The organism is Kocuria sp. CPCC 204721, from assembly GCF_040980945.1.
Classification (GTDB): Bacteria; Actinomycetota; Actinomycetes; order Actinomycetales; family Micrococcaceae; genus Kocuria; species Kocuria marina.
The window spans coordinates 78856-102144 of record NZ_JAVKPO010000003.1 but is presented as its reverse complement, the minus strand read 5'-3'; the positions used below and the strand labels follow the sequence as shown (position 1 = coordinate 102144).

17 protein-coding genes are annotated in these 23289 nt (G+C 70.1%); 6 read left to right on the top strand and 11 right to left on the bottom strand.

Features of this window, described 5'->3' with window-relative positions; genetic code table 11:
• Positions 1 to 19: 19 nt before the first annotated feature.
• Positions 20 to 676 (bottom strand): pyridoxal 5'-phosphate synthase glutaminase subunit PdxT, encoded by a 657-nt coding sequence (pdxT, locus tag RF637_RS04490; RefSeq protein ID WP_085106751.1) that lies wholly within the window; start codon positions 674 to 676, stop codon positions 20 to 22.
• A complete protein-coding gene (gene pdxS / locus RF637_RS04485) occupies positions 673 to 1602 on the bottom strand; it encodes a pyridoxal 5'-phosphate synthase lyase subunit PdxS (protein ID WP_368835620.1) in 930 nt (309 codons plus the stop codon). The genes pdxT and pdxS overlap by 4 nt, the downstream gene beginning before the upstream one ends.
• Before the next feature lie 177 nt (positions 1603 to 1779).
• On the opposite strand from pdxS, the gene RF637_RS04480 reads away from it, so the two are divergent.
• The 4 genes from RF637_RS04480 to RF637_RS04465 all read left to right on the top strand — a co-directional run bounded on the left by RF637_RS04480 (position 1780) and on the right by RF637_RS04465 (position 5854).
• A complete protein-coding gene (locus RF637_RS04480; protein ID WP_167317909.1) occupies positions 1780 to 2952 on the top strand; it encodes an ATP-binding protein in 1173 nt (390 codons plus the stop codon).
• The gene (locus RF637_RS04475) at positions 2949 to 4619 is read left to right on the top strand and encodes a PLP-dependent aminotransferase family protein (RefSeq protein WP_368844245.1); all 1671 of its coding nucleotides are present in this window, start codon (positions 2949 to 2951) and stop codon (positions 4617 to 4619) included. The genes RF637_RS04480 and RF637_RS04475 overlap by 4 nt, the downstream gene beginning before the upstream one ends.
• Positions 4620 to 4682: 63 nt before the next feature.
• Positions 4683 to 5324, top strand: coding sequence for a hypothetical protein (locus tag RF637_RS04470; protein WP_239316959.1), 642 nt, complete (start codon positions 4683 to 4685; stop codon positions 5322 to 5324).
• Between the two features lie 80 nt (positions 5325 to 5404).
• Positions 5405 to 5854: a hypothetical protein gene (locus RF637_RS04465; protein WP_368844244.1), complete on the top strand. Its 450-nt coding sequence runs from the start codon at positions 5405 to 5407 to the stop codon at positions 5852 to 5854.
• Positions 5855 to 5996: 142 nt separating this feature from the next.
• Here RF637_RS04465 and RF637_RS04460 read toward each other — a convergent pair whose 3' ends face one another.
• The 5 genes from RF637_RS04460 to RF637_RS04440 all read right to left on the bottom strand — a co-directional run bounded on the left by RF637_RS04460 (position 5997) and on the right by RF637_RS04440 (position 10776).
• Complete coding sequence (locus tag RF637_RS04460) at positions 5997 to 8444, bottom strand: heavy metal translocating P-type ATPase (protein WP_368844243.1); 2448 nt, start codon at positions 8442 to 8444, stop codon at positions 5997 to 5999.
• Positions 8431 to 8640 carry a heavy-metal-associated domain-containing protein gene (locus RF637_RS04455; protein WP_035960929.1) on the bottom strand — a complete coding sequence of 70 codons (210 nt, stop codon included), beginning with the start codon at positions 8638 to 8640 and terminating at the stop codon, positions 8431 to 8433. Before RF637_RS04455 ends, RF637_RS04460 begins: the two co-directional genes overlap by 14 nt.
• Before the next feature lie 86 nt (positions 8641 to 8726).
• A complete protein-coding gene (locus RF637_RS04450) occupies positions 8727 to 9044 on the bottom strand; it encodes a metal-sensitive transcriptional regulator (RefSeq protein WP_064846429.1) in 318 nt (105 codons plus the stop codon).
• An 865-nt stretch (positions 9045 to 9909) separates the two neighbouring features.
• A complete protein-coding gene (locus tag RF637_RS04445; RefSeq protein WP_144997460.1) occupies positions 9910 to 10281 on the bottom strand; it encodes a hypothetical protein in 372 nt (123 codons plus the stop codon).
• Positions 10282 to 10308: 27 nt separating this feature from the next.
• Complete coding sequence (locus RF637_RS04440) at positions 10309 to 10776, bottom strand: DUF805 domain-containing protein (RefSeq protein WP_368844242.1); 468 nt, start codon at positions 10774 to 10776, stop codon at positions 10309 to 10311.
• A gap of 127 nt (positions 10777 to 10903) precedes the next feature.
• On the opposite strand from RF637_RS04440, the gene RF637_RS04435 reads away from it, so the two are divergent.
• Together RF637_RS04435 and RF637_RS04430 are read left to right on the top strand one after the other, a co-directional pair.
• Entirely contained in the window at positions 10904 to 13039 is a 2136-nt protein-coding gene (locus RF637_RS04435) for a glycoside hydrolase family 15 protein (RefSeq protein WP_368844241.1), read from the top strand.
• A gap of 134 nt (positions 13040 to 13173) precedes the next feature.
• Positions 13174 to 16782 carry a bifunctional proline dehydrogenase/L-glutamate gamma-semialdehyde dehydrogenase gene (locus RF637_RS04430; RefSeq protein WP_368844240.1) on the top strand — a complete coding sequence of 1203 codons (3609 nt, stop codon included), beginning with the start codon at positions 13174 to 13176 and terminating at the stop codon, positions 16780 to 16782.
• Positions 16783 to 16931: 149 nt separating this feature from the next.
• Here the strand turns inward: RF637_RS04430 and RF637_RS04425 are convergent, their stop codons facing one another.
• From RF637_RS04425 to RF637_RS04410, 4 genes are all read right to left on the bottom strand, one after another.
• Positions 16932 to 17132 (bottom strand): hypothetical protein, encoded by a 201-nt coding sequence (locus tag RF637_RS04425; RefSeq protein WP_144931944.1) that lies wholly within the window; start codon positions 17130 to 17132, stop codon positions 16932 to 16934.
• 71 nt (positions 17133 to 17203) lie between these two features.
• Positions 17204 to 18526 carry a VWA domain-containing protein gene (locus RF637_RS04420; RefSeq protein ID WP_368844239.1) on the bottom strand — a complete coding sequence of 441 codons (1323 nt, stop codon included), beginning with the start codon at positions 18524 to 18526 and terminating at the stop codon, positions 17204 to 17206.
• Between the two features lie 244 nt (positions 18527 to 18770).
• Entirely contained in the window at positions 18771 to 21434 is a 2664-nt protein-coding gene (locus RF637_RS04415) for an excinuclease ABC subunit UvrA (RefSeq protein WP_085106761.1), read from the bottom strand.
• Between the two features lie 739 nt (positions 21435 to 22173).
• Positions 22174 to 23226 carry a hypothetical protein gene (locus RF637_RS04410; protein WP_368844238.1) on the bottom strand — a complete coding sequence of 351 codons (1053 nt, stop codon included), beginning with the start codon at positions 23224 to 23226 and terminating at the stop codon, positions 22174 to 22176.
• Between the last annotated feature and the right edge of the window lie 63 nt (positions 23227 to 23289).

Sequence of the window (23289 nt, the reverse complement as noted above, 5' to 3'; positions counted from 1 at the left end):
CGCGCGGCCGTGGCCCGCGCTATGCGTTCGCGCCCGTCCGGACCATGCTCAGCAGTTCCTCGTGCACGGTGGTCTCTCCCATGAGCTCGGGGTGGAAACTGATGCCCAGGACATTGGCCTGGCGAACGGCCACCACCGTGTCGCGGTAGCGGGCCAGCACCTGCACACCGTCCCCCACCTCGGTCACCGAGGGTGCTCGGATGAAGGCCGCGCGGACGACGCCGCTCGGGGTCATCGCGGTGTCGTCGTCCGTCTCCGCGTGGCCAGCGGTGCCGGCCCAGGGGAGCGAAACTTCCGCGGAGTCGACTTGGGAGCCGAACGCATTGCGGTCCACCGTGACGTCCAGAACACCCAGGCTCTGCTGCCCCGGCGCGGGATCCGCAATCCGCGTGGACAGCATGATGAGTCCCGCGCACGTGCCCAGAGTGGGCAGGCCGGCGCGGATGACCCGCTGGAGGGGCTCGAACAGACCGAACGTGCGGCACAGCCGGTCCATCGTGGAGGACTCACCCCCGGGCAGGACGAGCGCGTCCACGGCGGGAGCGTCGTGGTCGCCCAGCAGGTCCGAGACGGAACGGACGCGAACCGCCCGGGCACCCAGCGATTGGAGCATCGCCAGGTGCTCGGCCACCCCGCCCTGCAGCGCCAGGACACCGACGGTGGGGGCGGAGCTCACCAACCGCGCTCCGCGAGGCGGTGCGGTGCGGGCAGGTCCGCCACGTTGATGCCGACCATGGCCTCGCCCAGGCCTCGGGAGGCCTCCGCGATGCGGGCGGGATCGTCGTAGTAGGCGGTCGCGGCCACGATGGCGCGGGCGCGCTCGGCGGGGTTGCCGGACTTGAAGATGCCCGAGCCCACGAACACTCCGTCCGCGCCGAGCTGCATCATCATGGCGGCGTCCGCGGGGGTCGCGATCCCCCCGGCGGTGAACAGCACCACGGGGAGCTTGCCCGTGCGGGCGACCTCCGCCACCAGCTCGTACGGCGCGGACAGTTCCTTGGCCTTGACGTAGAGGGCGTCCGGGGTGGAGGTGTAGAGGCCCTGCAGCTCGGCGATCTGGGCGCGAATGGTGCGGATGTGCTTGGTGGCCTCGGAGACGTCCCCCGTTCCGGCCTCGCCCTTGGAGCGGATCATGGCCGCGCCCTCGGTGATCCGGCGCAGCGCCTCACCCAGGTTGGTCGCACCGCACACGAACGGGACGTTGAAGCGGTGCTTGTCGATGTGGTTGACGTAATCGGCGGGGGAGAGCACCTCGGACTCGTCGATGTAGTCCACCTTGAGGTGCTCGAGCACCTGGGCCTCCACGAAGTGCCCGATCCGCGCCTTGGCCATCACGGGGATGGACACCGAGTCGATGATCTGCTCGATCAGATCGGGATCACTCATGCGCGCCACGCCACCCTGGGAGCGGATGTCCGCGGGAACGCGCTCGAGCGCCATCACAGCCACGGCTCCGGAGTCCTCGGCGATCCGGGCCTGCTCAGCGGTGACCACGTCCATGATCACACCGCCCTTGAGCATGTCGGCCAGGCCGCGCTTGACGAGGCGCGATCCGGTCACGGGGGTGGGGTCCTGGGCGGAGGTCTGCAAGGTTTCGGTCATGGCCTCCATCCTGGCAGCGTGGGTGGTCCATTGACAGAGCCAAAATCGACGAAATGAAGTGGTCCACTTACGCAACGACCGGCACTTAACCCGCGGCCTCTGGCAGCCGTCGATCGATACGCTATCGAAATCTAAGTAAGTATAAAAATATTTATATAATGTTTTACACTTCGGTACATGGACCTCGCAGCCAACCCCTACAGCCCCGGATCCGGGCTGCGTCCCAAGGTGCTCAGTGGCCGGGAGGCAGAGATTTCCGCCTTCGACCTCATGATCGCGCGCGCCAAGCTCCACCGCCCCAACAGGGGCATGGTGCTCACGGGTCTACGCGGAGTCGGAAAGACCGTCCTGCTCAACGTCCTGCGTGCGCATGCGGACAATCACGGCTGGCTCACCGTCCAACTGGAGGGGCGGGCGGAGGCTCGGGGCAGGCAGGACGTGAGAGACAGGTTCGCCCGGGAACTCGTGGTGGCGGCTCGGCGTCATCTCGGCCGTCACCCCGGTCAGTTCTTCGCTGATGCGCTCACGACCATCCAGTCCTTCAGTGTCTCCGTGGGGACGAGCGGTGTCTCGGCCAGTGTCGATCTTCATCCCGTACGCGCGCAGTCCGGGCGGATCGACATCGATGTGGAAGAGCTGGTCGAGGATCTCAGTGAACCACTGAAGGCACAGCACAGCGCATTCGGCCTGTTCATCGACGAGATGCAGGACCTAGACCCGGACATGATGAGCGCAATCGTCACGGTCCAGCACATCGCGGGCCAGCGTGACTGGCCGTTCTACGTGATCTGCGCCGGTCTGCCGAACCTTCCCACGATCCTGAGCGCCACACGCAGTTATGCGGAAAGACTCTTCGACTACCGGGTCATCGGACCGCTGGACCCGGAGCAAGCGCGATACGCGGTGGCACGCCCGGCCAAGGACGTGGGCGCCGAATTCGACACCGAGGCGCTGAACGCCATCGTCGCGGCGTCGGGTGGTTATCCGTACTTCATCCAGGAGTTCGGGAAAGCAGTGTGGGAAGTCGCACCGACCACGCCGTTCACGCTCGAGGACTCGAGGGTGGCCATCGAGAAGGGGTGGGCGCAACTGGACTCCGGATTCTTCCCGGCCCGCTGGGGCAGGGCGACGCCCAAGGAGCGCGAGTACATGAGCGTCATGGCGGTGGACGGTGCGGGCCCCTCCCGCACGGGTGAACTCGCAGCTCGACTCGGTACCAAGGCCAGCAGCCTGGGCCCCACGAGAGCGCAACTGATCCAGAAGGGGATGATCTACGCTCCCGATCACGGTCAGGTGGCGTTCACCGTTCCCGGCATGGCCGGCTTCATCGCGCGGCAGTCCCGGGAATGAGGCACGCCAGGGACACCGACCTCCCCCTGACCGTCGATCGCACCGCGAGCACGGGTCTGGGGGAGCAGCTCGTGCGGCAGATCCGCGAGCTCGTGGCGCGCGGGGTGCTGCGCCCCGGCGACCCCCTGCCCTCGTCCCGCGCATTGGCCGCCCGGCTGGGGATCTCGCGCGGAACGGTCACCGCCGCGTGGGACGTCCTCGCGGGTGAGGGCTACCTCGTGGCCGATCGCGGTGCCACGCGGATCACCCCGCACCTGGAAATGCGGCGCGGTACAGGGCCCGTCGCCCGTGCTGTCGCTACGACCGCCGAGGCTCACCGGGCCCGCCCGTCCGGCCCGGCACCCGGGGGCGACGCCGCGGCGTCGCCCCGCGTCGGACAGCATTCCACCCCCACGTCGCCTCGCCCTGGAATGCCAGCTGCGAGCATTCCCGCCCCGACGACGTCGCCCGCGCCCCCTTCACCGCGCACGGCCCGTCGGTCCGCGGCGCGGCCCGAGGTGATCGACCTGCGCCCGGGGAAGAGCGCCATCACGTCCCTGGACACCCCCGCGTGGCGCGGGGCGTGGCGGGACGCGGCGAGCGGCGTCGCCACGGGACGCACCCTGCGCACCGATCTGCGGGACCACCTCGCGGACTACCTGCGGCTCAATCGGGGAATCGTCCGTTCCCCCGAGGACATCCTCGTCACGGCGGGTGTGCGGGACGGGTTACAGCTCGCGTTGCGGGTGCTGGGGCTCGCGCGCGGCAGGAGACTGCGCGTGGCCGTGGAGAATCCCGGGTACCCCGCGTTGCGCCGGGTCGTGCGGGCGCTCGGGCACATCGCCTTGCCGGTGGGGGTGGACGAGCACGGTCTCGTACCCGAACAGCTGCCCAGCGGCCGGTGGGGCGGGGCGGGGCGCTGGGACGTCGCACCCGCGCCGGACGCCATCGTGCTCACGCCCGGTCACCAGTACCCGCTGGGCGGGACCATGCCCGTGACGCGCCGGATGGAACTGCTCGCGTGGGCCCGTGAGCACGGCGCGCTCGTGCTCGAGGACGACTACGACTCCGAACTGCGCCACAGCGCCCAACCCCTGCCCGCCCTCGGGGCGCTGGACACCGCCCGGGACACCGTGGTGACCCTGGGCAGTTTCGCCAAGGTGCTCGGCAGTTCCGTGGGCGTGGGGCACCTCGTGGCCCCGGATTCCCTGCTCCCGGACCTCGAGCGCACGCGCGCGGAGCTGGGTTCGCCCGTCTCGCTCATCGCCCAGGAAGCGCTCGCGCGGTTCATGGATACGGGGGAGTTCCAGCGCCATACGGCCAGGATGCGCCGCTCCTTCCGACGGCGCCGCTCGTTGCTCTCCGATGTCCTCGGCGACCTCCCGCACGTGAGCGTTCTGCCCATGGCCGGCGGTGCCCACGCGGTGCTCGCCGTCCCGGACGAGGACGTCGCGATCGAGCGCGCACGACGCCGCGGGGTCCTCGTGGGTGCCCTGGGCGAGTACTGGACGGGGCAGGGCCGCGCGGGTGGTGAACGTGGTGGGGCAGCGGCGTCGTCAACGGAAGCGGAAGCGGAAGCGGGCCGGGGAGTCGACGAACGGGGCGGGGTGGTGCTGGGCCTGACCGCGCCGGACCGGGACGTGGAACGCGGGGCCCGGCTGCTGCGGGAGGTGCTGGGAGAGCCCTGAACCCGTCCAGGGAAGCTCGTTAGACTGGGCGGGACATCCCCGGCAGATTCAGGAGTTCTCGGCGTGCCCCAACAGATTTCCGCACCGCACGGCGGGCAGGACCGCGGCAGGTCCCGCGGGGCCGACGTGCGCCACGACCTGTGGGGACCCACCCTGCTGCGCGCCGTGGTGGCGCTGATCTTCGCGGCGGTGACCGTCTTCTGGCAGGAACCGTCCCTCGGGGCGGGCCGGTGGGTCATGGCGTTCTTCCTGGTGGGAACGGGCGTCTCCGCGATCTTCCTGCAGCTGCGGCTGAACCGCCGCGAGGACGTGGACCTGGGCCCGAGCCGGAACATCCCGCAGTCCTACGGTGTGCTGTACGTCCTGGGCGGGGTGCTCACCGCGGTGGTCGCGAGCAGTGACTGGCTCTTCGTCCTGTTCTCCGCCGTGATCCTGGGTCTGTGCGGGATCACCGAACTGGTGTTGGGCATGCGTTTCCGTGGCCAGTTCCCGCTGGGTCGTGACTGGACGTTGTGCGGCGTGGTGACCGTGTTCGCGGCCACGGGTATGGTGCTCGTGGAGACCCTCGGAACCAAGGCAGAACTTGGTGTGGTGGGCGGTGCGGCCATCATTGTCGGCGTCACCCAGCTCATCGCCGCACTGAGCCTGCGCCACGATGCGCGCGCAGCGGACAAGGCCCTGACGGACCCGGGCCGTACGGCCTGAACGCGTACACTGACACGTTGAACTCGCGGGCGGATCCCCTACCCCCGCCCCACACCCCGACCACCGCCAGGAGGAATCACGTGGCCCAGCGCACTGAGCACAATGGCCGGCGCAGAACCGATATCAAGGGGCCCCTGATCATCTCGGCCGTTCTGGCGGTCGTGGCCTTCGTGGTGGTGTCCGTGGTAGCAGCGGGCGGCACGGACAACGCCGCCCGGATGGGCCTGGGCCTGATCGCGGCGGGCATCGCGTTCATCGCCTCCGTGGTGGTGTGCGCGACCCTCATGCTGCTCGAGAAGCCCAACGCGGAAGAGCTCGGTCAGGGCACCGGCGTCAACCGGTCCTCCGCCAAGCTGTACGCGGAGAACAAGGCCCGCCGGCAGGCCGAACAGGCGCGCGGGGAAGGCTCGGCGGCGACGTCGTCCGGTACCGCCGGTGCCGCGGGGGCGGCAACCAACGACGAACCCCAGTTCGGCCAGCGCGTGCGCCCGGACACCAAGGGCGAGGAGCCGGGCTCGAGCGCTCGTTGACCGCAGGGATCAGGGCTCCTATAGAGAGCGGAGGCCCCGGGGAACCAGTGGTTCCCCGGGGCCTCGCTTTCTTACGCCGTGTCACCCGTGCCGTGCGGCTCTGGTCGCGTGACCCGTGCTGGGCGGCCGTGCGACCGGCTGGTCAGCGCGCGAACCGCTTCAGTCGCAACGAGTTCAGCACCACGAACACCGAGCTGAAGGCCATGGCGGCGCCGGCGATCATGGGGTTCAACAACCCCAGGGCCGCCACCGGAATGGCCACGGTGTTGTAGGCGAAGGCCCAGAACAGGTTGGACTTGATGATGTGCAGCGTCTGCCGGGAGAGCTTGATCGCCAGCGGGATGGCCGTGAGGTCACTGCGCACCACGGTGATGTCCGCGGCCTGCATGGCGGCATCCGTGCCGGAACCCATGGCGATGCCCAGGTCCGCGCGGGTCAGGGCGGGGGCGTCGTTGACGCCGTCACCCACCATGGCCACCACGCGGCCCTGCGACTGTAGCTCTTCCACGGCCTGGACCTTGCCGTCCGGGGTGACGTCCGCGATCACGTCTTCCGGGGCGATCCCCACGTGGGCGGCCACGGAACGGGCCACGGCGGCATTGTCCCCCGTGAGCAGCACCGGGCGCAGCCCGAGCCGCTGGAGTTCCGCGATCGCGGCCGGGGCCTCGTCCTTCACGGTGTCCTGCAGGTCGATGAACCCGGCCACGCGCCCGTCCACGGCCACGAGGATGGTGGTGAAACCGTCCTCGCGGGCGCGGCGCAGGGCCTTGGACTCGTCCGCGGTCAGCCGGATCCCGTTCTGGGCGAGCCACGATTCTCGGCCCACCACGACGGCGCGTGCGTTCATGCCGTCCGGGACGTATCCCTTGACGCCGCCGCCCGGGGCGGACTCGAAGTGGGAGACCTCGTAGCGGTGCGGCGTCGCCTCGGTGATCGCGTGGGCGATCGGGTGCTCGGAGTAGCTCTCCACGGCCGCGGCCAGGTCCAGCACCTGATCCCGCGACCACGAGTTCACCGGGGTCACGGCGGTCACCGCCATGTCCCCGTGGGTCACGGTCCCGGTCTTGTCCAGCACCACGGTGTCCACCGAGCGGGTGTCCTCCAGTACCTCCGCGGAGGTGATCAGGATGCCCAGCTGAGCGCCGCGCCCGGTGCCGGTCAGCATGGCCGTGGGAGTGGCCAGGCCCAGGGCGCACGGGCACGCGATCACCAGGACGGAGACCGCCGCGACGAACGCCTGATTCAGGTCCCCGGACACCAGCCACCAGATCGCGAAGGTCAGCACTGCGATGCCCATGACCACGGGCACGAACACGGCAGAGATCCGGTCCGCAAGTCGCGCCACGGGGGCCTTGGTGGCCTGTGCGCGCGCCACGGTGCGGCTCATGGAGGCGAGGACGGTGTCCGCGCCCACGTGCGTGGCCCGTGCCAGCAGACGACCGGTGGTGTTCACGGTGGCCCCCGTGAGCTCATTCCCCGGGCCCACTTCCACGGGAACGGATTCCCCGGTGAGCATGGAGGCGTCCACGGCGGACTCGCCCTCCACGACCACGGCGTCCGTGGCGATCTTCTCGCCCGGGCGCACCGTGAAGGTGTCCCCCACGCGCAGCTCGGACACGGGCACCGTGCGTTCGGTGCCGTCCTCATCCACCACGGTGGCTTGCTGCGCGCCGAGATCCAGCAACGCCTTGAGTGCCTCACCCGAACGGGATTTGGCGCGCGCTTCGAGCCAGCGGCCCAGCAACAAGAACGTGGTGATGATGGCCGCGGACTCGAAGTACAACTGGTGGCTGGACATGTCCATGGCCATGTCTGGATGGGCATGGGCGGTCATGTCCGGCTCCACGAGCAGGTGGCCCAGCGAGAACAGGTAGGCCGCGGTCACGCCCAGGGACACCAGGGTGTCCATGGTCGTGGAAAGGTGGCGCGCGTTCACGGCGGTGGCCTTGTGGAAAGGCCAGGCCGCCCACGTGACCACGGGCAGTGTCAGCAGCGCGGCCACCCAGCCCCAGTGGGGGAACTGCGCGCCGGGGACCATGGAGATCACGAAGACCGGCACGGAGAAGACCGCGGCCACGATGAACCGCTTCTTGAGGTCGCTCATCCGCCGTTGCGCGGGGGTGGTCTCGAGCGCGGGATCCCGGTGCTCGTTCTCGGCCCGCAGGGTCTCCTCGGCGGTTCGCTCGGGGGTTGTCTCCGAGGACGCATGCCCGCGGGGGTATGCGTCGGTCGTCCCGAGTGCCGATGACGCCCCGCCCCGCGTACCCGCGTGAGCGGCGTCGTCGGCTTGTCTGGGCGTTTCGGCAGGAGCGGAGGCCCGCTGCACGCGGTCCCCACCCGTGATCTCGGCGCCGTAACCGGCGTTGCGGATGGTGTCCAGGATCTGCTCGTCGGAGACGTCCCCGGGGACCTTGACGGACGCGGACTCCAGGGCCAGGTTGACCGCGGGATCCACGCCGTCGATCTTGCGCAGCTTCCGCTCGATCCGTCCCACGCAGGACGCACACGTCATGCCCGTGATCTGCAGGTCCAGATCACGCAGCGGCCCGTGCACCTGCGGTTCGGCCGTAGCTGGTTCAGACGACGGCATACCCGGCCTCTTCCACGGCCGCGGAGATCTCGTCCGAGGTCAGTTCGCGCGAGCTCTCGATGGTCACGGGGGAGACGCCGCCGGCGTTGAGGTCCACGGCCACGGAGGTGACGCCGGGAACCTCGGCCAGTTCCTCCTTCACGGAGGCGACGCAGTGTCCGCAGGTCATGCCGGAAACGTTGACGGTGGTGTTCATGGGATTCTCCTCAATGCTCGTGATTCTCCTGCCGGGCCGTACGGCCCGAAGTCCTGGTGGCCGCGGCGTGGGCCGACGGCGCCCGCTCAGCTCTTGACGAGCCGGGCGATCGCGGCGTTGGCCTCCGCGAGTTTGGCGTCCATGTCCGAGGGGTCCCCGGAGTCGTGGGCGGCCTCCACGGCGTGCTTGACGCAGTGACCCAGGTGCTCTTCCATGAGCCCCAGGCTCACGGATTTCAGGGCGGACTGGATGGCGGAGATCTGGGTGAGGACGTCGATGCAGTAGGTGTCCTCGTCGATCATCCGCTGCACACCGCGCACCTGACCCTCGATGCGCTTGAGGCGGCGGGCATAAGCCGCCTTGTCCTGGGTGTACCCGCGGGTGGGGGTCTCGGGGCTGCTCATGGGTCCAAATTATACCCTACGGGGGTATGGGTCAAGAGGGCCGCCGGGGGCTTCCGGCCGAGGTCCAGGCCTCACGAATCCTTGATTCGGATGGCTACTCGGGGGGTCGAGTGCCTGCCGACTCGGCAACCCTGCGGTTGTGCAGCACCCTGCGCACGGGGGAGTCATCAGCACAAAGGTGGGCACAGGATCCCGGTACCAGGCGGACGGTGACGGCCGCTTACGCCGGGCGATCCACCTGTACTCAGACCGCGATGCACGACCGGAGAACGTGGTCCCCTTGCGAGGAAGTTTCCGATGGTGCGCCACGACCCCCCCCCGGCTCACCGGAGGACTGTGTCGAGCGGGGAGTTTTGGGGGCGAGGACGTCATTGGGGCCTTTTTCGCGTGTGAGGACTCGAGTGGATTCGATTGCTTTTACGAATTCCGCAGATGATGCTGATCGCCCACAGGATCACAATGGGCAGGGGCGCGAGAGTCATCCAAGAGGGGTTATCGATGACCGTCATGCCATCGCCGACGTTGTCCCACGTGCAGGTATGTCCTAGGGGTGCCCAACTCCATCCCGGCCGCCCGTATATCGAATCTGCCCTTGGCAGCTTGCATGAAACGGCGTCGTTGTACATGAGACGCTCTGCTGCGAGCGCTGCGGCCCAGGCGGCCACAGAAGCGCCCCACAGCAGAAGGCTCAGCAAGACGGGGTTTGTGCGGCGACGAACGTTCAAAATATGCCTTCCTGGGGTCACGCTGACAGGCGATGTGTACAAGCCGTGCCTGGCTTGACCTCGTGCGTTCCGGGATCTGTGTTGCATCACCCCGCCCAATGCAGCGAACCAGGTACCTATAGATGGGCCATGAAAGAGGGCTAACGGAAGTGTCCCGATTCGGACTGACTGGTATTGCTCAGCGCGTCGTCTTGCTCAGATGAGGAATTCGCGGGGTCAGAGGGTTCCGACCGGGTGACCCTGCGGTTGTGCAGGGCCATATATACGACAGAGGGGGCCATCAGGATCAGGACGAATATCGCGATCCAGTACCAGGCCAAGCCGTCGGAGAACACGGCCCCGGAAATCAGTAACAGTATCCCCGCCATGCGGACCGCAAACGCGCGGCCCGGGTTGTTGGGTGGAAGGCCTATCCAGGTCGGGATTTTTGCGTGCGGGTTGGCGCTGACGATCACGTGGGTCGCGTAGAAGAACGACGCGCACCCGAGGATCATGAGAAGAACGGCAATCACTGGTTGTCCTCCTTGTCAGGGCGAAGTTCACGTGCGATGGGCCGCTGCGGGCGTCCCGGTGGGAATCGTCTGGTTGTCGAACCGGGCGCCCCGCGGATCCGGCGGGAACGCCGCCATCACCAGCAGGGCCAGATGGCCGAGCAACGGGATGAGGGCCAGCAGAACCCACAACCCGGAGGCATTGATGTCGTGCAGCCGCCGCACGGACAGCGACAGGCTGAAGATGGCCAGGAAGATCGTGGCGGCGAAGAGCAGCAACGCCAGAATCAACCCCAGGGCGCTCGATCCCCAAGGTTCGTCGGACAACCGGAAGTTGCCCAGCTCCGTCAGCAGCGAGACCACAACCGTCCACAGGGCAACCCACCAGTACTCGGACCGTGACGCCCTGCCGGAGAACCAGAAACCCTTGCGCACGTAGTTGCGGACCGCGCCGAGCGGCCCCACGGGCTCACCGGGTTGGGTCGAGCGGGGGAGCAACTGGGACGGGTACGTCATGGGGTTCTTCCTGTCGGGAACGCGGACAACGAACAAACCACGTTAGTGGCGGAACGTCACCGAACCCAGTGGCCATCCGGCCAGACTTCCCCTGAGGGCAGGGGCCCGTTCCTCGACACGGGCGCCCATGCTCCGGCGTGAGCCGCCAGGGCGTTTGTGGGATTCTGGGCCCATGGCTTCCAAGATCGAGGACTACGCCCTGCTCTCCAACATGCGCAGTGGGCCGTTGGTCTCCCGTCATGGCTCGGTGGACTGGTGGTGCGTCCCGAGCTTCGATTCGCCCGCGCTGTTCGCGGCGCTGCTGGGCACCCCGGACCACGGCCGCTGGTTGCTGGCGCCGTACTGCGCCGTGGACGACGACGCCGCGGTGGACCTCTCCCTGCCCGGCGTCACCGCGGTGGAGCGGTTCTACGCGGAGAACACGTTCGTGCTGCACACCGTGTGGACCACGGACACCGGCGTGGTGCGGGTCACCGATTTCATGCCCCTGAACTCCCGCACGGAACTGATCCGCCGGGTGGAGGGCCTCACGGGCGAGGTCGAGATGTTCCAGGACCTGCGGCTGCGCTTCAACTACGGCTCGTCGGTCCCGTGGCTGAGCCGCTTCGACGTGCTCGAGGAGGAATCGGAGGAGGGCGCGGTCGCGGAGTCCGTGCTCGTGGGCATGGCCGGCCCCGATTCCGTGGTGTTCCACGGTGACCCGCTGCCGGAGGCGGACCCGGACCGCAGCAAGCGGCGCCATGCGGGCTCCTTCACGGTGGCCGCAGGCCAGACCAGGGACTTCACACTCACGTGGTTCCCGTCCCACGGCGTCCCGCCGGAAGCGGTGGATGTCAATGAGACCCTCACGGCCACACTGAACCTGTGGCAGGAGTGGACGGATCTGTACGAACCGTACGATCCGCTCACGGACCCCGCCGCGGACCCCGAACTCCCGGAGGACGGGGACGACGGCGCGTGGGCGGCGTCGTCGGCGGAAAGAAGAGACGCGGGCGAGCCCGCGTCAGGCCGGGACGTGGGGCGCCACGGGGACCGCCCGGCGGACGCCGACGCCCAGGAGACGGTGCACTTCACGAGCACCCAGGATGCCCCCGGGGACATCATCCGCCGCAGCCTGCTCGTGGTGCGCGGGCTCATGCACCAGGCCACGGGCGGACTGATCGCCGCGGACACCACGTCCGTGCCGGAGGTGCTGGGCGGGGAACGCAACTGGGACCACCGCCACGCGTGGCCCCGGGACGCGGCCTCCGCGCTGGAGATCATGCTGGACCACGGCCACGACCGGGAGGCCGCGCAACTGCGCAACTGGCTGCTGCGCGCCGTGGCCGGGGACGTGGACAACCCCTCCAACATCTACACGCTGGACGGCTCCGGGCAGATCCGCGAACGCCTCGTGGACCTGCCGGGTTACGAGCGATCGCGCCCGGTGCGCGAGGGCAACGCATCCGGCAACCACTACCAGGCGGACGTGGCCGGTCACGTGCTGCGGGTGTTCGAGATGCTGCGTCGGCGCGGCGTGCAGGAGGACCACCTGTCCTGGCCGTTGCAGCAGGCGTTGCTGCGCGCCGTCGTGGCCAACTACGAGGAGAAGGACCAGGGCGTCTGGGAGATGCGCGGCGAACCCCAGTACTACACGCACTCGCGCGTGATGATGTGGGCCGCGCTGCAGGCCGGCGTGGACGCCGTGCGGATCCACGGGCTGCCCGGGGACGTGGAGACGTGGGAGGAACACCGGGACCAGCTCGCGCACGAGATCTGGACCAACGGCTACGACCCCCAGGTGGGTTCGTTCGTGCAGTACTACGGCTCCACGGACGTGGACGCCTCCCTGTTGCAGCTGCCCACGGTGGGTTTCGTGGCCTACGACGACGAACGCATGCTCGGCACCGTGGCGCGCATCCGCAAGGAGCTCACGGACCGATCGGGGCTGCTGCACCGCTACCGCAACCTCCCGCAGCTGACCGACCTGGACGACGCCGAGGCGTTCGCGTCCTCGATCGGTCAGGACGGTTTCGCGGGGCAGTCGGTGCCGTCCGTGTCCGCGACCCTGCAGCTGGCCGAGCAGTTGGCGTTGTGCGGACACACGGGGGACGCCACGCGGCTCACGGACCTCGTGCTCGGCACGGCCAACGAGTTGGGTCTGCTGCCGTCCACGTATTCGCCGTCCCAGCGCCGGGCCACCGGTAACTTCCCGCAGGTGGAGGCCCACCTGAACCTCATCCGGGTGCTGGACATCCTGCAGGCGGAGCTCGATCGGTCGTAGGTCGGCGATTCTTCGCCGTGGCGGGGATCACGATAGCGTGTGAGAACCAGCCACGCCGGGCCCGGTGAGACTCGGCTGGTGGCCGAGGGAGTGCCTCGGCATCCTTCCCGGGCCGAGACTTTGGAGGCGTTGCAATGGCACGCACCGTCAATACCGGAACCGATCCTCATGCCCTCGCCGATCCCGCCGTGGACCTCGTGCGCACGTGGCTGCTCAGGGCTCAGGAGAACCAGCGCAAGAACACACAGAAGAACCCCGCGGAGGACCGTCTGGCCGCCGTGCTCCAGGACCCCAACGGGTTGGAGTTCACGGTGGGATTCGTGGATCGCGTCGTCCGCACCGAGGACACCAAGGCTGCGGCCAAGGCCCTGCAGGACATCGCGGCGTTGACCCCGCAGTCCATGCCCGCCACGGACCGGGCCCAGATCCAGGCGGGCACGGCGCTGTCCGGTGTGCTGCCCTCCGTGGTGGTCCCCGCGGCACGCACCCGGTTGCGGCAAATGGTGGGACACATGGTCGTGGACGCCCGCCCCGGCCCGTTCGGCAAGTCCGTCAAGGCCCTGCGGTTGCACGGGCACCGGCTCAACATCAACCTGCTGGGCGAGGAAGTGCTCGGCGAGGACGAGGCCAAGAAGCACCTCGCGGACGCCGAGGGCCTGCTGCGCCGCGAGGACGTGGACTACGTCTCCCTCAAGGTCTCCTCCGTGGTACCGCAACTGTCCCACTGGGGCTTCGACCGCACCGCCGAGCGCGTGGTCGAGCGGTTGCTGCCGCTGTACGAGACCGCGGCCACCAAGGGCACCGGCAAGATGTTCATCAACCTGGACATGGAGGTCTACTCGGACCTCGAACTGACCATCGAGGTGTTCCAGCGGCTGCTGAACAAGCCCCAGCTGAAGAACCTCGAGGCCGGCATCGTCATCCAGGCCTATCTTCCAGACGCCCTCGGCGCCATCCAGCGGCTCTCCGAGTGGTCCGGGCAGCGCGTCGCGGACGGCGGCGCACAGATTAAGGTCCGCCTGGTCAAGGGCGCGAACCTCGCCATGGAGAACGTGGACGCGGAAATGCACGGCTGGCCGCTGGCCACCATGGAGTCCAAGCAGGCCACGGACACCAACTACAAGCGCGTGCTCACCTGGCTGTTCCACCCCGAGCGCATGCGCGGTATGCGCCTGGGGGTCGCGGGGCACAACCTCTTCGACATCGCGTTCGCCCACCTGCTCGCGGCGGAGCGCGGCGTCACCGACCGCATCGAGTTCGAGATGCTCCAGGGCATGGCCACCTCCCAGAGCGAGGCCGTGTCCACGGACGTGGGCCAGCTGCTGCTGTACGTGCCGGCCGTGAAGCCCGCGGAGTTCGACGTCGCCGTGTCCTACCTGGTGCGGCGGCTCGAGGAGAACTCCGCGAACGAGAACTTCATGTCCGGGATCTTCGACCTGGGTCCGGACAACTGGGTCTTCCAACGCGAGGAGGCCCGGTTCCGGGCGGCGCTCGCTGACCTCGAGGACGATCCCCGGGCGCTCGATCCGCGGCGCGTGCAGGACCGCCGCGCGGAAACCGCGGGGGAGACCCCCACGATCCCCCTGGACGAGCCGTTCCGCAACGAACCGGACACGGACGTCTCCGTCCCCGCCAACCAGAAGTGGGCGGAGGAGATCGCCGCACGCATCGGGGACCCACAGTGGTACGCATCGCTGGCGGTCCCCGAGCTGCTGCGGGACGTCGAGGAGAACTCGGGGGATGCGGTCGAGGCCGTGAACGACGTCGTCGCCACCGCTAAGGCCGCGGGGCAGCGGTGGGCCGCCACGCCCGCTCGTGAGCGCGCCGAGATCCTCAACCGCGCCGGGGACATCCTCGCCGCACGCCGCGGCCACCTCATGGCCGTGGCCGGTGCGGAGACCGGCAAGGTGCTGGAGCAGAGCGATCCCGAGGTCTCCGAGGCCGTGGACTTCTGCCGCTACTACGCCCGCCGCGCGCTGGAGCTGGAGTTCGTGGACGGTGGCGACTTCGTGCCGCACGCCGTGACCGTGGTGACACCGCCGTGGAACTTCCCGCTGGCCATCCCCACGGGTACCACCGTGGCACCCCTGGCCACTGGCTCGGCCGTGATCCACAAGCCGTCCCCCGAGTCCCGCCGCTGCTCCACCGCGGTGTGCGAGGCGCTGTGGGAGGCCGGTGTGCCGCGCGACGTGCTGCAGCTCGTGGACGCCGTGGAGGGGGAGGCCGGTCAGCAGCTGATCTCCCACCCGGACGTGGAGCGGGTGGTGCTCACCGGCGCGTACGAGACCGCGCAGCTGTTCGCCTCGTGGGATCCGCAGCGCCCGCTCACCGCGGAGACCTCCGGCAAGAACTCCCTGGTGATCACCCCCAGTGCGGACCGGGACCAGGCCGTCTGGGACCTCGTCTCCAGCGCGTTCGGCCACGCGGGGCAGAAGTGCTCCGCGGCATCGCTCGGCATCCTGGTGGGGTCCGTGGCCAGGTCCGAGCGGTTCCGCCGCCAGCTCGTGGACGCCGCCTCCTCCATGGTGGTGGACTGGCCCGTGAACCTGCAGGCCACCGTGGGCCCCACCGTGGAGCAGCCCTCCGAGAAGCTCCTGCGCGGGCTCACGCAACTGGAGCCCGGTGAGGAGTGGCTGATCGAGCCCAAGCAGTTGGACGACACCGGACGGTTGTGGCGTCCCGGGATCCGCACCGGTGTGAAGCCGGGGTCCTTCTTCCACCTCACCGAGTGCTTCGGGCCGGTGCTGGGGCTCATGGCCGCGGAGGACCTGGACCACGCCGTGGAACTGCAGAACGGCACGGACTACGGGCTCACCGCAGGCATCCACTCCCTGGACGCGGACGAGATCCTGCGCTGGGTGGACTCCGTGCAGGCCGGCAACCTCTACGTGAACCGCGGGATCACCGGCGCGATCGTGCAGCGCCAGCCCTTCGGCGGCTGGAAGCGCTCCTCCGTGGGTCTCGGCGCGAAGGCCGGTGGCCCCAACTACCTGGCGTCGCTGGGCCGCTGGAAGCGCGCCGGGTTCTCGTCCTCCAGCACGGACCGCGGCGCGGCCGGCGCATGGGTCCTGGACCCGCGCGTGCACCGCGCGCTGGACGCCGTGACCCCGTTGATCTCGGACGAGGACCTCGTGTGGTTGCGCCGCGCCGCGCAGTCGGACCAGTCCGAGTGGCAGCGCGAGTTCGGCCAGGTCAAGGACCCCACTGCCCTGCGCAGCGAGGCGAACCTGTTCCGCTACCGCCCCCGCACCGTGGTGGTGCGCGCCCAGGAGGGTGCGTCCCTCACGGACGTCCTGCGCGTGGGTCTCGCGGCGGTGCGCTCGGGCTCGCAGGTGGTGCTCAGCGCCGCCTCGGAGGTGCCGGCCGCCGTGAACGGCCTGTTCGCCACCGTGCTGAACCCTGCCACGGACGAGGAGTTCGCGCACGCCCTGGGCACGGGCTCGCTGGGCCCGCTGGGTCAGCTCTCGGACCTGCGCGCCCTGGACGACGCCGCCCTCGACGTCCGCCACGGCGCCCGCGTCCGCGTGATCCCCCCGTGGGACGGCTCCGAGGAGGACCTCAAGGACCTCTACGCGGTGCGCGCCGAGCACCCGGACATCGCCCTGATCACCGAGGACGTGGTGGGCGCCGGGCGCGTGGAGATGATGTACATGCTGGCCGAGCAGGCCGTGTCCATCACCATGCACCGCTTCGGCAACCATAGCCAGTCCATGCAGCGGGTGGTGGACGAGCTGGTGCGGTGACCCGGTGGCGTCGCCCCTGACGCCTGACCGACCACGAGTCGCGCTCCCGATCCACGGGGGTGCGGCTCGTGCCGTGAGGGGCGGTCCCGGTGCGCCGCTCCCCGGCCCACGGTGCGGTTCCCGGCCCCGGGGCATTTCGCGCCTCAGATTCACCGCCCCCTGGTGTTCTCCTTCTGCTGCCGCCACCTCCGCCCACCGGTCACCATCACGAGCACCGCCACCAGCAGGAGGGCCCACCCGATGAGACCTCGCCAGGCGACGTCGGTGAACGTGAGGAGCGTCGCCGCCAGCACGGCCAGGAGGGCGCCGGGGAAGTAGAGCCGGGCCCGTCGTGAGGCCTGCGCAGTCATGTCTCCACGGTACCGAGGGCCAGGGCACGGGAGTATTGGCCGAACGGGTTGGCGCTTGCCGGAGGACCGGGTCACTCGCTCGTGAGCGCCTTGACGAACACGTCCTGGATATCCTCCGGGGTGCGGGCGACGTGCGAGGAGCCGCCCGTGGCCTCCGCGATCTGCTTCAGGACGTCCTCGTCCGCGTCCTTCGAGATGCCCACGGTGATGATGCGCACGGGGTTGTCCGGGTCCTGCTCGTCCTTGAGCATGGTGAGCAGGTTGTCGAGGGAGATGGAGCCGGGGTCGTGGTTCATGCCGTCGGTCAGGACGATCACCGTGCGCAGATGCCCGGGGGCGTCTTCGTGGAGCACCTCGCGGTAGGCGGCCAGGGTGGTGTCGTACAGGCCGGTGTAGCCGTCCGGGGCGTAGGTCAGGGACTCCACGTCCCGGGAGAGCTGGTCCCGCTGGGTGCCGCCGTCCACCGACGCGGAGAGCTCGCGCACCGGGGTGAGGGAGCGGTAGTCCTTGTCCCCGTCCAGGTGCCGCTGGAAGGTCCACAGGCCGAGGGCGTCGTGCTCGGGGAACAGCCCCACGGCGGTCGCGGCGGCGGCCTTCGTCAGATCCATGCGGGTGGAGCCGTCCTGGCCCACCTTCTCGCCCATGGACCCGGAGGCGTCGATCGCCACGAGTGCGTGGAACGGTTCCGCGAGGTGCTGCCACTGGGCGAGCGCCTGCTGCAGGGCGGCGTCGTCCGCGGTGGGGGCATCGTCGCCGGGGGTGCTCGCCACGAGCTCCGTGTCCGCGTTACGGGAGTGGTAGGCGTCCCACTCCGCGCGAGAAACCACGGTCGCGCTGCGCGGTGGGGCGCCGGAGGCCGCGCCCGCGGCCAGGGCGGGGCTCAGTGGGCTCGGGCTGGCGGTGGTCGCCGCGGTGGAGTGCTTGACGAGCTGCTCGAGTCGCTCGTCGGCACTGCGCACGGGCGCGGCGTCGCCCTCCGTGCGCGCACGGAATTTCAAGGCCTCGTCCGTGGCGGCCTTATCCGCGCGCCCGTTCTCGGCCTCGCCCAGCGCACGGGAGACCAGCTCGCGCGTGCCGGCGTCCTCCTGGGGGCGCCCCAGCTCCACGTTGCTGTCCTGCAGCACGGCGGACCAGGTGGTCGCACTGGTCTTGGCGCGGGCGACGACGACGGGTTCCCCACCCGCCGTACTCGCGTCACCGGACGCGGCGCTCGAGGCCGCGTCCGAGGGTTTCTCGCTCGCGGCGTCGTCCCCGCGCGGGATCAGGAAGACGGCGGCGAGCAGCAGCAGGACGGCCACCAGGCCCAGGGCCAGCCAGGTCAGCAGCGTTCCGCTCGGCCCGCGGCGTTCGGCGCGGTGCGCTCCGCGGTGCCGGTGCGTTCCAGGATCGGTCATCTCGGTGTTCCCCCGTCTCGTGCGTCACGGCCCCTGCGGGCGGTGGTGCACAGCCAGCCCGCTGCCCGCAGTGATGCGGCCGCGGTGCGTCCCCACGCCGTGGTGAGGTGGCACACACGACGTCTTCCCCGGGGATAACATTACGAGGTTTCGACGACGCCGCGGCGGCATGACGCCGTTTGGCGCCGCCGCTGGGGCCGGGCCATCCCCCTGCCCGTGCAGACCACCCGGCCCGACCGCCGGGTCAGCCCAGCACGGCCCGCAGGTACGGTGCAGTGGCGCTGTCCGGGTGCGCCGCGACGTCGGCGGGAGTGCCCGCGACAACCACCCGCCCGCCGTCCGAGCCGGCACCCGGGCCCATGTCGATCACGTGATCGGCCTGGGCAACCATGCGCATGTCCAGCTCGGCCATGACCACCGTGTTGCCCGCGTCTGCCAGCCCCTGCAGGTGGTTCATGAGCCGGTCGCTGTCCGCGGGGTGCAGTCCGGCGGTGGGCTCGTCCAGCACGTAGAGAGTGTCCCCGCGCGAGGCCCGCTGCAGCTCGGAGGCGAGCTTGACCCGCTGCGCCTCCCCGCCGGAGAGCTCGGTGGCGGGCTGGCCCAGCCGCAGGTAGCCGAGTCCCACGTCCCGCAGCACGCCCAGAGTGTGGTGGACGGCGTCCTCGCCCTCGAAGAACGTGTGCGCCTCGTCCACGCTCATGGCCAGCACATCCGCCACGGAGCGCTCCCGCCACAGCACCTCCAGGGTCTCGGCCTTGTAGCGGGTGCCGTGGCAGTCCGGGCAGGGTGCGTAGATGCTCGGCAGGAACAGCAGCTCCACCATCACACTGCCCTCGCCCTCGCACGTGGGGCAGCGCCCGCCGGCCACGTTGAACGAGAACCGCCCGGCCTTGTAACCGCGCCGTTTCGCCTCGTCCGTGGCGGCGTAAAGCTTGCGGACGGCGTCGAACAGACCGGTGTAGGTGGCCACGTTGGAGCGCGGGGTGCGCCCGATGGGCTTCTGGTCGATCACGACGACGCGCCGCACGCTCCCCGGCAGGGAGACCACGTGCCCGCGCACGTCGTCCGCGGCGTCGTCGGCCGTCAGCAGGTCCGACTCCGGGTCCCCGGTGATCTCCGTGTCCTCCGGGCCGCCGTGGCCCAGCCGCTCGCGCACCAGCACCGGCAGCGCCTGACTGACCAGGCTGGACTTGCCCGAGCCGGAGATGCCGGTGACGGCGGTGAGGCACCCAGCGGGGAGGCTCACGCCCAGGCCGCGCAGGTTGTTGCGCGTGACGCCTTCGAGCTGCAGCCACCCCTGCGGCGTGCGGGGCTCGCGTGCCTCGGCCGACGGCGCGTGCTCGGCGAAGAGGTAGCGGCGTGTCGCAGACTCGGGGACTTCCGCGAGACCGCGCGGCTTACCGCTGTAGAGCACCCGCCCGCCGCGCTCGCCGGCGTCCGGGCCGATGTCCACGAGCCAGTCCGCCTCGTGGATCACGGTCAGGGAGTGCTCCACCACGAACAGACTGTTGCCGCGGTCCTTGAGCCCGTGCAGGATCCCGATGAGCGCGTCCAGGTCCCGGGGGTGCAGGCCCGCGGAGGGCTCGTCGAGCACGTAGACCACCCCGAAGAGCTGGGAGGAGAGCTGGGTGGCCAGCCGCAGCCGCTGCCGCTCACCTCCGGAGAGCGTGGGCGTGGTGCGGTCCAGGGAGAGGTATCCCAGGCCCAGGTCGATCATGGGCTGCAGCCGCGCCACGAGGTCCGCGGCGAGGCGCTGCGCGGCGGCCCGCTTCTCCACGGAGAGGTTCGGGGTGCGCCGGACGTCCGGGGCGGCGTCATGCGAGGCACCGCCCTCCGCGACCCGCGAGGCGGTGGAGGCGGCGCGGGTCTCGGCGTCGAGCACGTGGTCCTCCAGGCGCTGCGCCTCACCCGGGGTCCAGTCCTCGGCGGTCACCGAGCGCGCGATCTCCGCCACGCGTGCGAGCGGCAGGTGCGAGAACTCCGCGATGTCCAAGCCCTCGAACGTCACGGACAGGGACTCGTGCTTGATCTTCTTGCCGTGGCACTCCGGGCACAGTTCGCTCGTGAGGTACTGGGCCGCGCGCTTCTTGGTGCTCGGGCTCTTCGCGTTGGCGAAGGTGTCCAGCACGTAGCGCCGCGCCCCGATGAACGTGCCCTGGTACGTGGCCTCCACACCCTCCTCCTGGGCCTTGCGCGTCTGGTTCGGGGTGAGCCCGCGGTACACGCCCACCGTGGGGCGGTCCTCGGTGTAGAGAATCCAGTCCCGGTCCTTCTTCGGCAGGTCCTTCCAAGGGGTGTCCACGTCGTAGCCCAGGGAGACCAGGATGTCCCGCTGGTTCTGCCCCGCCCACGCCACGGGCCAGGAGGCGACGGCGCGCTCACGGATGGTCAGCGACGGGTCCGGGACCATGGTGTCCTCGGTGACCTCGTAGACCCGCCCGATCCCGTGGCACGTGGGGCACGCGCCCTGCACAGTGTTCGCGGAGAAGTCCTCCGCGTAGAGCATGGCCTGTTCCGGCGGGTACCAACCGGCGCGAGAGTACAGCATCCGGACCAGGCTCGACAGCGTGGTCACGGTGGCCACGTCCGAGCGCGCTCCGCCCCCGCCGCGCTGCTGCTGGAGGGCGACGGCGGGCGGCAGCCCCTCAATCACGTCCACGTCCGGGACACCCGCCTGGTCGATCAGCCGGCGCGCGTACGGCGCCACGGACTCCAGGTAGCGTCGCTGCGACTCCGCGAACAGCGTGCCGAACGCGAGGGACGACTTCCCCGAGCCGGACACCCCCGTGAACACCACGATGGAGTCCCGGGGCAGGTCCAGGGAGACGTCCCGGAGGTTGTTCTGGCGCGCGCCGCGCACCACCACGCCGTGCTGCCAGGATGCGGTGCCGTTCTGTTCAGTAGTCACCTAGTCCACGCTACCCGGGGGTTCCGTCAGGCGGAGCGGGCCTGCCCTTCGGCGGTGTCCGGCATGGGGGACAACCAGCCATACAGCGTCGTCAACACCGTCGACATCCCCGCGGGCGCCGCATGACCGCCCATCACCACGGGGCGCGGTCGAGTGCTGCTCGAATACACCGCAGAGCGGCCCGGACCGCGGCCGCGCTCGCCCCGATTGAGCACTATGGGATGGACGTGGACTTCGAGCGCACGGGTATTCTCAACCCGGCCGGGGAGCCTCACCGGGTGCAGTGGCTGAACGAGCCCCATGCCGAGGACGGTTCCAGCGTCTTCCTGGATGAGCGCGTGGTGCGTGGGCAGGTCCGCTCCCCACGTACCTCGCCGGGCGGTGGAGGAAGCGGGCGTGTGCCATGGTTCACCCCGCCACACTGGCCCGGGTGGTCGCGGAACTGGGTGGCGGGATCCACGAATACAGCCGCATGACCGAGCTGGACACCTCGGGTGACGGCGTGGTGGCCCGCACCGACGCCGGGCTCGTGGGGGAGCCTCGTGTCGTGCTGGCCACCAACGTGTTCCCGTCCCTGCTCGAGCGCGACAGGCTCAAGACCGTCCCGGTCTCCGACTACGCGCTGATGACCGAGCCGCTCACCGACGGGCAGCTGGACTCGATCGGGTGGCGCAACAGGCAGGGCCTGGCGGATCTGGCCAACCTACCGGCCCGGCGGGGGTCGGCGGTCCTGAAGCGGTCAGAACAGGAGCACCAGCACCACGATGACCGCCACGATCACTGCGAACACGATGGCCCAGTTGCGGGCCACGTGGCGGTCCTCGGCCCGGGTCTGCTCGCTGTCCGGGTCCCGGTTCGCGTACCGGTCGCTGCCCACGCCGTAATACAGCTCGTTGGTGGACGGTTCGCGCGGGGGCACCGGCGGTCCGTGGCGGTCGGGCGAGCCCGAGGGACCGGCCGGGTGGGCGGCGTCGTTCCCGTCCTGGGACTCGCCGCCGGTGGGACGTCCCGAGAGGCTGCCCGGCTCCCAGGTCTGCCGCGGTGCGTTGGCGCCGGGGCCCGCGATCGAGTCGCGCACGGGCACACCCTCGCCGGGGTAGCGATGTCCGGGCCGGGAGGGCTCGTCCAGCTCGTCCTCACCCAGCATCTCGGAGGCCGGGATGCCGGTGGTCGTGACCGCGGGGCCCTGCGAGCCGACGGGACCCTGCGGCGTCGGCATCGAACCGGGCGCGGACGACGCCGCCGCTCCGCCGTCCCGGGGGTTGTCCGCCGCCGCGCGCAGCACTTCCGAGAAACGGGCCAGTGGCTCCCGCTGCGCGGGTGCCGCGTCGTGGGCGACCTGGTCCGCGCGATCCGCGACGGAACGCAGCACTGCAGCGTCGGACAGCCCGAGATCCCGGGCCGCCATGGCGAGTTCGAGGGGCGGGTGAGAAGGGTTTGCGGTGGTGGCCCACTCCAGCAGGCCGGTGCGGACGGGGGAGGACAGGGATTCCCGCAGGGCGGGCTGGAGCGCCGGGACGTCCGCGAGCGCGAGCAGTTCGAGTGGCGGGGTGCTGCCGTAGCCGTGGGCGGCCTGGTCCAGCGGGCCGCGGTGGCCGAAGAGGGCGGCGAGCATGGCGGCCGCCGCGTACCGGTCCTCCACGGTGCGCACGTCTGAAACGCGGCGCATCAGTTCCGCCTGGGCAGGGGAACCCGCCTGGCGGACCGTGTCCAGCAGTGCAGGGTCCGCGCGCACCAGCCGCGCCGGTTCCTGCAGGGCCCGGGCGAGCTCCGGATCCAGTGAGTCACTCATGACGTCCGCCTTTCTCAGTCGTGGGGAAAGCCTACGGGAGGTCGAGGGCGCGGTGCGGGGCTA